The 11,441-nt window shown below is 66.8% G+C and carries 12 protein-coding genes and 1 tRNA gene; 9 read left to right on the top strand and 4 right to left on the bottom strand.

What is annotated here, in order from left to right; all coding sequences use genetic code 11:
• Positions 1-1,380, bottom strand: coding sequence for a polynucleotide adenylyltransferase PcnB (pcnB, locus tag AC13GF_RS20680; RefSeq protein ID WP_483005831.1), 1,380 nt, complete (start codon positions 1,378-1,380; stop codon positions 1-3).
• Positions 1,381-1,432: 52 nt separating this feature from the next.
• Here pcnB and AC13GF_RS20685 point away from each other — a divergent pair.
• Positions 1,433-1,507: transfer RNA gene (locus AC13GF_RS20685), tRNA-Glu, on the top strand.
• Between the two features lie 531 nt (positions 1,508-2,038).
• On the opposite strand, the gene AC13GF_RS20690 is transcribed toward AC13GF_RS20685, so the two are convergent.
• On the bottom strand, positions 2,039-3,463 hold the full coding sequence (locus tag AC13GF_RS20690) for a sugar porter family MFS transporter (RefSeq protein ID WP_483005827.1): 1,425 nt from the start codon (positions 3,461-3,463) through the stop codon (positions 2,039-2,041).
• Between the two features lie 192 nt (positions 3,464-3,655).
• Here AC13GF_RS20690 and fdxA point away from each other — a divergent pair, with 192 nt between their 5' ends.
• Positions 3,656-3,979 (top strand): ferredoxin FdxA, encoded by a 324-nt coding sequence (gene fdxA, locus AC13GF_RS20695; protein ID WP_004153066.1) that lies wholly within the window; start codon positions 3,656-3,658, stop codon positions 3,977-3,979.
• A 218-nt stretch (positions 3,980-4,197) separates the two neighbouring features.
• On the opposite strand, the gene AC13GF_RS20700 is transcribed toward fdxA, so the two are convergent.
• Both AC13GF_RS20700 and dapA read right to left on the bottom strand, forming a co-directional pair.
• Complete coding sequence (locus AC13GF_RS20700; RefSeq protein ID WP_006432432.1) at positions 4,198-4,713, bottom strand: hypothetical protein; 516 nt, start codon at positions 4,711-4,713, stop codon at positions 4,198-4,200.
• Positions 4,714-4,745: 32 nt separating this feature from the next.
• A complete protein-coding gene (gene dapA, locus AC13GF_RS20705; protein WP_126929215.1) occupies positions 4,746-5,639 on the bottom strand; it encodes a 4-hydroxy-tetrahydrodipicolinate synthase in 894 nt (297 codons plus the stop codon).
• 164 nt (positions 5,640-5,803) lie between these two features.
• Between dapA and AC13GF_RS20710 the strand changes: the two genes are divergently transcribed.
• The 7 genes from AC13GF_RS20710 (at position 5,804) to AC13GF_RS20740 (ending at position 11,389) form a co-directional block, all read left to right on the top strand.
• Positions 5,804-6,364, top strand: a complete 561-nt coding sequence (locus AC13GF_RS20710; RefSeq protein ID WP_005409051.1) for a glycine cleavage system transcriptional repressor — start codon at positions 5,804-5,806, stop codon at positions 6,362-6,364.
• Between the two features lie 79 nt (positions 6,365-6,443).
• Positions 6,444-6,923: a peroxiredoxin gene (locus AC13GF_RS20715; protein ID WP_049445310.1), complete on the top strand. Its 480-nt coding sequence runs from the start codon at positions 6,444-6,446 to the stop codon at positions 6,921-6,923.
• Positions 6,924-7,007: 84 nt separating this feature from the next.
• Positions 7,008-8,408 (top strand): PhoH family protein, encoded by a 1,401-nt coding sequence (locus AC13GF_RS20720; protein ID WP_010484287.1) that lies wholly within the window; start codon positions 7,008-7,010, stop codon positions 8,406-8,408.
• Positions 8,405-8,911 (top strand): hypothetical protein, encoded by a 507-nt coding sequence (locus AC13GF_RS20725; protein WP_483005828.1) that lies wholly within the window; start codon positions 8,405-8,407, stop codon positions 8,909-8,911. Before AC13GF_RS20720 ends, AC13GF_RS20725 begins: the two co-directional genes overlap by 4 nt.
• A 12-nt stretch (positions 8,912-8,923) precedes the next feature.
• Positions 8,924-9,592: a YoaK family protein gene (locus AC13GF_RS20730; protein ID WP_012479756.1), complete on the top strand. Its 669-nt coding sequence runs from the start codon at positions 8,924-8,926 to the stop codon at positions 9,590-9,592.
• 64 nt (positions 9,593-9,656) lie between these two features.
• On the top strand, positions 9,657-10,466 hold the full coding sequence (thiD, locus tag AC13GF_RS20735) for a bifunctional hydroxymethylpyrimidine kinase/phosphomethylpyrimidine kinase (RefSeq protein ID WP_483005829.1): 810 nt from the start codon (positions 9,657-9,659) through the stop codon (positions 10,464-10,466).
• Positions 10,463-11,389, top strand: coding sequence for an alpha/beta hydrolase family protein (locus tag AC13GF_RS20740; RefSeq protein ID WP_483005830.1), 927 nt, complete (start codon positions 10,463-10,465; stop codon positions 11,387-11,389). The genes thiD and AC13GF_RS20740 overlap by 4 nt, the downstream gene beginning before the upstream one ends.
• Positions 11,390-11,441 lie beyond the last annotated feature (52 nt).

The raw sequence follows: 11,441 nt of genomic DNA on the forward strand, positions 1-11,441 counted from the left end.
TTACTCGCCAGCCGCACCGGCCGGGGCGCCCGGACGACGGCGGCGACGGCGGCGCTTGCGCGGTGCCCCGCTCTCGTCATCACCCTCTTCGCTGTGCATCACGTCCAGCGACGATTCCAGTTCGCGGCCGGACTGCGCCTGTGCTTCGCGCCAGAACTCGACATCGGCGGCGTGCTCGGCCGAGGCCACCTGGCGCAGGCTGAGGAAGTCAAACGCGGCCCGGAAACGCGGGTGGGTGAGCGTACGGAACACGCGTTTGCGCTGGCGCGAGCCGAAGCGCGACTGCAGCAGCCAGATCTCCTGCATCGGCAGCGAGAAGCGGCGCGGCAATGCGATGGTGCTCAGCTGCTGCACGGTCACCCGGTCGGCAGCACGACGCTGTGCCTCCTCCGGTGCCACGCCCTGCTTGAGCAGGGTCGCCTGGGCGCGGCAGAACGCCGGCCACAGCAGCAGCGCGAACAGGAACGCCGGCGAGACCGGCTCGTCGTTGGCCACGCGCGCATCGGTGTTGGCCAGGCCCTCGACCAGCATGCGGCGCAGCGCGCCGGTGCGGTTGGACTTCAGTGCCTTGGCGCTCTCCGGGAACAGCACGTCGAGCAGGCCGTAGCGCTCCAGGCCTTCGAAGCTGGCCACGCCGTGCCCGGACAGGAACAGCTTGAGCACTTCCTCGAACAGGCGTGCCGGCGCGGCTTCGTTGAGCAGGCCCGCCAGGTGCGGGATAGGCGCGGCGGTGCCCTCTTCGATCTGGAAGCCGAGCTTGGCCGCCAGGCGCACCGCACGCAGCATGCGCACCGGATCTTCCTGGTAGCGCTGCACCGGGTCGCCGATGAGCTTCATCAGGCGCGCCTGCACGTCTTCGAAGCCGCCGGTGTAGTCACGTACCGAGAAGTCCTCGATGGCGTAGTACAGGGCGTTGCAGGTGAAATCGCGGCGGATGGCGTCGTCTTCGATGGTGCCGTACACGTTGTCGCGCACGAGCATGCCGTTTTCCATCTCGCGGTCGCCACTGCCGTCATCGCTGTTGGCGCGGAAGGTGGCGACTTCGATGATCTCGCGGCCGAACACGACGTGGGCGAGGCGGAACCGGCGGCCGATCAGGCGGCAGTTGCGGAACAGCTGCTTGACCTGTTCGGGCGTGGCATCGGTGGCCACGTCGAAATCCTTGGGTTGGCCATTGACCAGCAGGTCGCGCACCGCGCCGCCGACAAGGTAGGCGCCGAAGCCGGCATCGCGCAGGCGATAAAGCACGCGCAGGGCGTTCGGGCTGATGTCCTTGCGGGAGATCGTGTGCTGGTCGCGCGGGATGACGCGCAGGCTGAACGGTGATGTAGCAGGGGAAATGATGTTGGCGCTTCCGGTTGAAGTTTCGGGATTGCCCAATGGCATCGAGGTGCATATACTAGCGCTCCTGCCTCGGCAGCGACACAGTTACGCTCCCTTCGTCTAGTGGTTAGGACGTGGCCCTCTCAAGGCTAAAACAGGGGTTCGAGTCCCCTAGGGAGCGCCAGTCGCCGCAGCAGGAACCGAAAAAGCCCGCCCTGTGCGGGCTTTTCTGTTTTCCGGGGTTTGCAATGGCATCGATCGGCTTGGTCGCTTTGGCGCCTGCCTGTCCCTGCGCGGGAGGGGGCCGGTCACCCTTGCCTGGACACGCAAAAGCCCATCCATGGTGCTCGATGGCGCCATCCATGGCGCCAACGGTCCAGTCAAGGGTGACCCGCCCCCTCCTGACAGTTTCCCGCGGCGGCGGTCGCAACCACCCAGACGACGCGCTTCGGAAAATCCGCCGGAACCGCAATGCCTGACGCGAAGGCGGGGCAGCTCAAGCCGGGACCGTTGGCGCCATGGGTTGGGCGCATGCGCCCGACGGGTTGGGCAGGAGCCCAACCCCGGTCTTGCCGTGTGCGCAGGACAGCGCACGCGAGCAAGGCGCCATCGAGCCCCCATGGAAGGGTTTACGGCGTGTTCCGGATTGGGCTGCCCCGCCTTCGCCCTCGATGCCACTGAGGCGCCAACGGAATGCAACCGAAGCCGGGCTGCGTCAGCCTTCCATCTGCTCCAGCTCCTTGCCCTTGGTCTCGCCTACGTAGCGGACCACGAAGAAGACCGAGAGGATCGCTACGACGGCGTAGATGCCGTAGGCGCCAGCCAGGCCGATGCCGGCCAGCAGCATCGGGAAGGTCACGGTGATCGCGAAATTCGACGTCCACTGCGCCGCACCGGCAACGGCCAATGCCGGGCCGCGGATCTGGTTGGGGAACATCTCGCCCAGCATCACCCACATCACCGGGCCCCAGGACATGTTGAAGAACACCACGTAGACGTTGGCCGCGACCAGTGCCAGCCGGCCCATGCCGTCGGACAACTGCAGTCGACCGTCGGCCAGGCTGCCACTGGCGAACGCGACCACCATCAGCACCAGCGCCACCGACATGCCGACCGAGCCGATCCACAGCAGCGGCTTGCGCCCGATGCGGTCAATCAGCAGCACCGTCAGCAGGCAGGCACCGATGCTCAGCGCGCCGGACAGCACGTTGATCAGCAGCGCGTCGCTTTCCGAAAAGCCGACCGCCTGCCACAGCACTGCGCCGTAGTAGAACACCACGTTGATGCCGACCAGCTGCTGGAACATGGCCAGGCCGATGCCCACCCAGAGGATCGGCCGCAGCTTGCCGCTGACCGTGTCGCGCAGGTCACTGAAGCGCGGCTTGTGCTGGTCCTGGGCCAGGCTGGCTTCGATCTCGGCCTGCTTGGCCGCCGCTGCGGCCTCGCCGTACAGCCGCGACAGTACTGCCCTCGCCTGCTGCTGGCGCCCCTTCAGGACCAGGAAGCGCGGGCTTTCCGGAATCACCAGCAACAACAGCAGGAACAGCCCGGACGGCAACGCCTGCATCCAGAACATCCAGCGCCAGGCCTCATGGCCCAGCCATAGCGGCTCGGTCGACGCCCCAGCGGCACGGGCCAGCAGGTAATTGCTGAGGAAGGCCGCAAACAGGCCGCAGATGATCGCCATCTGCTGCACCGTGGCCAAGCGCCCGCGATAGCGCGCCGAGGCCACCTCGGCAATGTAGGCCGGCGACATCACACTGGCCGCGCCCACCGCGAAGCCGCCAAGCACGCGTGCGGCAATGAACAGCCAGGAGGCATGGGCGGCGCCGGCGCCCAGCGCCGAGACCAGGAACAGCAGCGCCGACACGATCAGCACGCCACGACGGCCCAGGCGATCACCCAGCCAACCCGCCAGGAACGCGCCGATCGCGCAGCCCAGCAGCATCGAGGCGACTTCGAAACCGAGCGCCGCCTCACTGGAGTTGAAGGCCTGGCGCAGGCCATCGACCGTGCCATTGATGACACCACTGTCGAAGCCGAACAGGAATCCACCCAGGGTGGCCACGCAGCTGATCAGGACGATGAATGCAGTGTTCTCACCGCCATGGGAGGCGATGTTGGGCTGGGCTGGTGACATGGACGATCCTGCTGGGAAGGGGTCCGGCCATCCGACGCAGCCGGCTGACCGGCAGCGTCGCACAGGCCTCGCCCTGCCGCCAATGACCACCACGGCCGCGCCTGCCAGACGCCCGATTTCCGCCCCGCACCGACACCGGGGGCCAACCTGTTCTAGAATTGGCGGGTTCAGGAATCGATCCACCCCCAGCCCATGCCCTTTGTCGTCACCGAAAACTGCATCAAGTGCAAACACACCGATTGCGTGGAAGTATGCCCCGTGGATTGCTTCCACGAAGGCCCGAACTTCCTGGTGATCGACCCGGATGAGTGCATCGACTGCACCCTCTGCGAACCGGAATGCCCGGTCAACGCGATCTTCCCGGAGGACGATGTTCCTGCCGGCCAGGAAAGCTTCGTCGCCCTCAACGCCGAGCTGGCGAAGGAGTGGCCGGTGCTGACCGTGCGCAAGGACCCGCCCGCCGACGCCGGCGAATGGGACGGCAAGCCGGACAAGCTGAAGCTGCTCGAGCGCTGAGAAGCGCCGACGGCGGCAACGAAAGGGCGCCCACGGGCGCCCTTTTCTGTTTTCCGGTAACCGCCAACCGCAAGATCCGGTATGCCAATCTTGCGATCCGGTATCTGCCAACCGCGCGATCCGGTAGGTGCCAACCTTGGTTGGCACAGAAGCGCCGACCAAGGTCGGCCTCTACCCGGGCAGGTGCGGACCTGGGCCCCCACCGACCCGACCGGCCCTTACTGGGCCAGCTTCGCCTTCAGCGCGGCGATCAGCTTCACCGGCGCTTCGGCGGTGGCCGGCAGGCCACGCGGGTCGACCGCGGAGATGTAGGCGCCGGCATCGACGGCGACTACGCGGACCAGGAAGTTGCTGCCTTCGTAGGCCACGTCGTACGAGCCCAGCAGCTGTGCGCGGCTGGCGATGGTCACGCCTTCCACGCCTTCCAGCGCGGTACCGACCTTGGCGAAAGCCTCGTCCTTGCCGCCGGCGATGGTGAAACCGGTGTTTCCCACGGCCGGGGCCGCAGCCACCGGGGCCGCCGGCTTGGTCGCCGAGGCAAGGGTCGGCACCTTGTTGTCACTGGTGGCGTTGGGCAGGTTCAGGTCCGGCGGCACTTCCAGCGGACGCATTTCCGGGGCCAGGGCGTAGTCGCCCTTGACGCCACGCTTGAAGCAGCCGGTGGTGCCGGCGGCAACGGCCACCGCAAGCAGGGCGTAGGACAGCACGCGGACGGTGGATACGGATTGACGCATGTGAATCTCCTGGGTCAGACCAAGACGGAAGGTCAGTGGCTGGAAAGGGCTTCGAGGGCGGCGATGTCGCCGGCAAGGTGGTCGGCCGCCGGATGATGCGGCGCCGACAGCGGCAGCAGCGGCAGGCGCAGGTCGTGGCCGATGCCGATGCGGCGCAGCAGCGCCTTGACCGGAATCGGGTTCGGCTCGACACCGCAGAAATCATGGAATGGCTGCAGGCGCGCATCCCAGGACCCGGTGGCTTCGTGGTCGTGGGCGGCGGCCAGCTCGCACATCCGGCGGTAGGCGCCGGGCAGCACGTTGGAGCCGACCGAGATCAGGCCATCGATACCGGCCTGGATCGAGCGCGCCGCCGTGCCGTCGTCGCCACTGAGCACGGCGAACTGCGGGCTGCGCAGGGCGAGCAGCGCCTGCACCCGGCCGGTGTCGCCCACCGCCTCCTTGATGCCGACGATGTTGGGGTGGCTGGCGAGTTCGGCCACGGTCTCCGGCTGCATGTCGCAACCGGTACGGCCGGGCACGTTGTACAGCACGACCGGCAACCCGCCCTGGTCGGCGACCGCGCGGTAGTGGGCAATCAGGCCGGCCTGGGTCGGCCGTACGTACGGCGGGGTGACCACCAGCGCGTGGCTGGCGCCGAGCGCGGCCGCACGACGGGTCTGTTCGATGGTTTTGGCGGTACCGGACAGGCCGGTGCCGGCCATGACCGGGATGCGGCCGCCGATGCGCTCGACCGCACTGGCCAGCAGCAGGTCGTACTCGGCATCGGTGAGGGTGGCCGCTTCGCCGGTCGAGCCGGCAACGACAACGCCATGGACGCCACCTTCCAGTTGCAGGTGCAGCAGGCGCTGCCAACCGTCGGGATCGAGGGCGCCGTCGGCCCGGAACGGGGTCGCCAGCGCGGTGATGAGGCCGGAAAGGGACAAGGACGTGCTGCTCTTGGCTGGGAAGGGAAAACGCCCGCCACGAAAGGCCGGGGCTGACCTGAATGTTACTTGCGGCGCGAAAGCACGGGCAAGTATGCTGGACACCGGTGGATCCCCGCCTCTGGCGGGCATTCAGACTAACGCATGCATTACCCGGAATCGCCTTGACCGACACCACCCCGCGCCCCGCGCCGAGCGAAAACCACCTCCTGATCAACGCCTACACGACGCATCCGGAGTCCCCCCTGCTGTCCGTGACCCGCCGCATCGCCGACAGCGGCTGCAATCTGGTGGACGCACGCCTGGCCACGGTCGGCCGCGATGTCTCGGTCACCGCCCTGGCCACCGGCTCGTGGGACTCGGTGGCCAAGCTGGAGGCGATGCTGACCCGGCTGGAGCGCGAGGAAGGCCTGAAGCTGGTCTGGTACCGCACCGCGGCCAAACAGGCGCAGTCCAACCTGCTGCCGTACATCGTCGAGGTGATCGCCGCCGACAAGCCGGGCATCCTGTTCCAGCTGGCCGATTTCTTCGACCGCCAGGGCATCACCATCGAGAACCTGCAGAGCACGCGCTACCGCGCCATGCAGACCGGTGCGGAGATGTTCAGTGCACAGGTCACCATCGGCGTGCCGGCCAACATGCACATCGCCGCGCTGCGCGACGATTTCCTTGAATTCTGCGACCACCTGAACCTGGACGCGATCATGGACCCGATGAAATTCTGATTCTTCGCGCGCCTCTCACGGGCGCGTGGCGTTTCATGCAATTGTCGTAGAAAGAACCCAGGCTCGACAGAAGGACCTCATGAACAACGGCGATACCCTGGACAGCACCACCCTCTCCCTGCCGCTGGCGCTGTCCGGTGGCGAACAGGCCACTCTCGGCGACTACGCCGGCCACTGGCTGGTGCTGTACTTCTATCCCAAGGACAGCACCCCCGGCTGCACCACCGAAGGCATCGACTTCAACGCACTGCTGCCGAAGTTCAAGAAGGCAGGCGCGGTGGTACTCGGTGTCTCGCGCGACTCGGTGAAGTCGCACGACAACTTCTGTGCCAAGCAGGGCTTCAACTTCCCGCTGGTCAGCGATGGCGACGAAGCGCTGTGCAGCGCCTTCGACGTGATCAAGATGAAGAACATGTACGGCAAGCAGGTACGTGGCATCGAACGCAGCACCTTCCTGATTTCCCCCGACAGCCGCATCGTGCAGTCCTGGCGCAAGGTCAAGGTTGCCGGCCATGCCGATGCCGTTCTCGCCGAACTGAAGGCCTCCCAGTCCAAGTGAGTCCCACTGCCTACTGTGTCTGCCATCACCCTGCCCCGCAGCAGGCCGTGGTGGTTTTTCCCTGTCCGTAACCAGGAATCGACGATGACCCGAGGCAAGCGCATCTACGTGCTGGATACCAACGTGCTGATGCACGATCCCACCGCGCTGTTCAAATTCGAGGAGCACGACGTCTACCTGCCCATGCAGGTGATCGAGGAGCTGGACAACGGCAAGAAGGGCACTTCCGAGGCGAGCCGCAACGCCCGCCAGGTGAGCCGCTTCCTCAATGAGCTGGTGCAGGAATCCGGCCTGGACAACCTGGCCGACGGCATTCCGCTGCAGCGCCCCAATGGCCTGCAGCTGCGCGGCAAGCAGAGCGCCGGCAAGCTGCGCTTCCAGACCAGCCATTTCGACGCGGGCAAGAGCTTTGGCAAGGTCATTCCCGACAATGCCATCCTCGGCGCGATCCTGGCCCTGAAGGAAGAAACCCCGGACCTGCCGGTGGTGTTCGTTTCCAAGGACATCAACCTGCGGATCAAGGCCGCCATCGCCGGCATCGTGTCCGAGGACTACGAGAACGACCGCGCGCTGGACGATTTCAGCCTGCTCTACACCGGCGCCACCGAGCTGCCGGAAGACTTCTGGAAGCGCCACGGCGACGACCTGCGCAGCTGGAGCGACAAGGGCCGCACGCATTACGAAATCCTGGCGCAGGACGGCGAGGAGTGGTACCCGAACCAGTACGTCTACCTGCCCGGCGAAGACGAAGTCGAACTGCGCGTCAGCCGCGTGGTCGGTGACGGCAAGGTGGTGCTGTCGCTGGTCGATGATTTCCGCCATGGCAGCCATGCCGTATGGGGCATCAGCGCACGCAACCGTGAGCAGAACTTCGCGCTCAATGCACTGATGGACCCGGAGATCGACTTCGTCACGCTGCTGGGCACCGCCGGCACCGGCAAGACCCTGCTGGCGCTGGCTGCCGGCCTGGCGCAGACGATGGACCAGCAGCGCTACCGCGAGATCATCATGACCCGCGCCACGGTCAGCGTCGGCGAGGACATCGGTTTCCTGCCCGGCACCGAGGAAGAGAAGATGACGCCGTGGATGGGCGCGCTGACCGACAACCTGGAAGTGCTCACGCACAACCAGGAAGGCGGCACCTGGGGCCGCCAGGCCACCAACGACCTGCTGGCCAGCCGCATCAAGATCCGCTCGATGAACTTCATGCGCGGCCGCACCTTCCTGTCACGCTACCTGATCCTGGACGAAGCACAGAACCTCACCCCCAAGCAGATGAAGACGCTGATCACCCGTGCCGGCCCCGGCACCAAGATCGTCTGCCTGGGCAACGTCGAGCAGATCGACACCCCGTACCTGACCGAGACCACCTCGGGCCTGACCTACGCGGTGGATCGCTTCAAGAACTGGCCGCACAGCGCACACATCACCCTGCGCCGTGGCGAGCGCTCGCGCCTGGCCGATTACGCTTCGGAGGTGTTGTGAAACGCTGCACCCGCCTGCTGCTGCCCACGGCTGCGATCACACTCGCAGCCGTGCTCGGCGCCTGCACCACCACGCGCGGCCCGGCCAGCGTGCCGACCGCCGAGCGTACCGGCCAGTCCTGGGTGGTCACCCGCCCGATCATCGCCGCGCAGGTGCTCGACACCTGCTCGCGCGCCAGTCCCGGCCGCGAGGCCGGGCGGGTCAGCGGCTACTGGGCGCCCAGCCGGCAGCAGATCGATCAGCTGGAAGCGCAGCTGTCGTCGCTGGAGGCACAGGTACCAAAGGTGCTGGACTTCGACCGCCAGTACGTCGGCATCGAAAGCGCGGGCAAGCGGCTGATCTACATCAACGCCTTCCACCTGCCCAACGACAGCGGCATCAATCCGGCACGCGAAGCGATCCGCGTCTGTGACGGCGGCACGCAGTTCTGGGGCGCGGTGTTCGACCCGGCCAGCAACACTTTCAGCGAGCTGCAGTTCAACGGCGGCTTCGGCGGGCCCTGAAGGGCCCCGCCGATGGGAATACGCCTGCCCACCTGGGTCTGGATCGGCGCGGTCGCGCTCTCGTGCGTGGCCGGCATGGTCAACGTGGTCGGCTTCCTCGGTTTCGAGCACCAGGCCGTCAGCCACATGACCGGCAGCACCAGCCAGCTCGGCATGGCGCTGGCCCAGGGTGACTGGCGCGCGGTCGGCCACCTGTGGGGACTGTTGATCGCGTTCTCGCTGGGCGCGATGCTCAGCGGCCTGTTGATCCAGGACAGCGCCCTGCAGCTGGGCCGCCGCTACGGCGTGGCGCTGGCACTGGAATCGGCGCTGCTGCTGGTGGCCATTCCGCTGTTCGAACAGCACCAGATCTGGGGCGCACTGGCCGCCGCCATGGCCTGCGGCCTGCAGAACGCGATGGCCACCACCTTCAGTGGCGCAGTCGTGCGCACCACCCACCTCAGCGGCATGTTCACCGACCTCGGCATCGGCCTGGGCCACCTGCTGCGTGGGCTGCCGCTGCAGGTACGACGGCTGACCCTCAGCGGCCTGATCATCAGCGGCTTCCTCGCCGGCGGCATCCTCGGCGCCTGGCTGTTCATGCGCTGGCAGTACGACGCCCTGCTCGCCCCCGCCCTGCTGACCGGCCTGACCGGGCTGGGCTATGTGCTGTACCAGCAGTGGGCGCGCTGGCGGCATTGAATCAAAGGCATCCACGCATGGCGTGGATCTACCTTCCCCTGCTGGACCACGGCACAATCAACCGATGAGTCCGACCACTCCCGTTTCCGCCCTCACCATCGCCGGCTCCGACTCCGGCGGCGGCGCTGGCGTCCCTGCCGATCTCAAGGCCTTCGCCGCGCACCGCGTGCACGGCCTGGCCGTGTTCGCCGCACTGACCGCACAGAACACCCGTGGCGTCACCGCCGTGCACGTGCCACCGATCGCCTTCCTGCAGGCACAGATCGAAGCCTGCTTCGATGACTTCGACATCCATGCGGTGAAACTCGGCATGCTGGCCAACGCCGAAGTGATCCATGCCGTCGCCGATGCACTGGAAAAGCATCGCCCGCCGCACGTGGTACTGGACCCGGTGATGGTCGCCACCAGCGGCGCACGCCTGCTGGAGGAAAGTGCGCTCAAGGCCATGCGTGAACGCCTGCTGCCGCTGGCGACGCTGGTTACACCGAATACGCCGGAAGCAGAACTCCTGATCGGCCGGAAGATCGGCAACAGCGATGACGCCGAACAGGCGGCCTCCACCCTGCTCGACCTCGGCGCCGGCGCCGTGCTGCTGAAGGGCGGCCACCTGCATGAGGGCAATCGCGTGATCGATCGTTACTTCGACGGCGTCAGCAGCGAAGAATTCATCCACGCCCGCCTGCCGCTGGACGCACATGGCACCGGCTGCACGCTGGCCTCGGCCATCGCCGCACAGCTGTGCAACGGCCTGAGCCTGGCCAACGCCTGCGAAGCCGGTATCGACTACGTTGCACGCGGCCTGCAGCAGGGCTATGCCCCCGGCCGCAGCGAGGTGCTGGTGCTCGATCACTTCGGCGCGGCACCACACGCATGAGCCTGACGCCGAGCGTCCTCGCCGTGCAGTGCGACGACGGCCATCGCTACGAAGTGATCGCCTGCGTGCCTGCACAGCCCGTCGCGCGCCTGCTGTGGCTGCCGGCACTGGGCGTGGCCGCGCGTCACTACGTGCCGCTGGCACAAGCGCTGGCAGCAAGAGGCGTGGCGGTGTACCTGCATGAGTGGCGAGGCAATGGCAGCAGTTCGCTGCGTCCGTCACGTACACAGGATTGGGGCTATCGCGAGGTGCTCGATCAGGATCTGCCGGGCAGCCAGGCCGTACTGGCCGCAGCGGACGACGACGCCGGTGCCCTGCCCTGGGTCATCGGTGGACACAGCCTCGGTGGGCAGCTGGCCTGCGTGCATGCCGGCCGCAACCCGCACTGCTTCAATCGGCTGTGGCTGGCCGCCAGTGGCTCACCGTTCTGGCGCGGGTTCCCGCCACCACGTGGCTGGCTGCTGCCACTGGTCTACCGCTTCCTGCCGTGGATCGCGCAGCGCCAGGGCGTGCTGCATGGCCGTCGCCTCGGCTTTGGTGGCACCGAAGCGCGCGGACTGATTGCCGACTGGGCACGCGTGGGCCTGAACAACCACTACGCCGCGGCTGGCATGGACGAAGACCTCGATGCGCAGATGGCGCGCGTGCATGGCAGCGCACAGGCGGTGCTGATGGAGCACGACTGGTTGGCTCCCACCGGATCGATGCAGACGCTGTTGGCGAAGCTGCCGAATGTGGACACGCAGCTGCGCGTGCTGTCCGCGCAGGAACTGGGCACGCGCGCCGATCATTTCGCGTGGCTGAAGGCGCCGGAGGCCGTAGCTGACAGCTTTTTCATTCAGTTGGATGAAAATTTTCACAAAACTGTTGACGGTACGCGCCGACATCCGCATAATTCCGCTCCTGTCGCAGGGCGCCCGTAGCTCAGTTGGATAGAGTACCTGGCTACGAACCAGGCGGTCGGGAGTTCGAATC

The sequence above is a fragment of the Stenotrophomonas sp. 22LJNL06-5-1 genome, assembly GCF_056861455.1.

Excerpts from the sequence above, each read along its gene's own strand:
- AC13GF_RS20700 (WP_006432432.1), bottom strand. The coding sequence starts at position 4,713 with ATGCGTCAATCCGTATCCACCGTCCGCGTGCTGTCCTACGCCCTGCTT.
- AC13GF_RS20730 (WP_012479756.1), top strand. The coding sequence starts at position 8,924 with ATGGGAATACGCCTGCCCACCTGGGTCTGGATCGGCGCGGTCGCGCTC.
- AC13GF_RS20740 (WP_483005830.1), top strand. The coding sequence starts at position 10,463 with ATGAGCCTGACGCCGAGCGTCCTCGCCGTGCAGTGCGACGACGGCCAT.
- AC13GF_RS20690 (WP_483005827.1), bottom strand. The coding sequence starts at position 3,463 with ATGTCACCAGCCCAGCCCAACATCGCCTCCCATGGCGGTGAGAACACT.
- AC13GF_RS20720 (WP_010484287.1), top strand. The coding sequence starts at position 7,008 with ATGACCCGAGGCAAGCGCATCTACGTGCTGGATACCAACGTGCTGATG.
- AC13GF_RS20715 (WP_049445310.1), top strand. The coding sequence starts at position 6,444 with ATGAACAACGGCGATACCCTGGACAGCACCACCCTCTCCCTGCCGCTG.
- thiD (WP_483005829.1), top strand. The coding sequence starts at position 9,657 with ATGAGTCCGACCACTCCCGTTTCCGCCCTCACCATCGCCGGCTCCGAC.
- fdxA (WP_004153066.1), top strand. The coding sequence starts at position 3,656 with ATGCCCTTTGTCGTCACCGAAAACTGCATCAAGTGCAAACACACCGAT.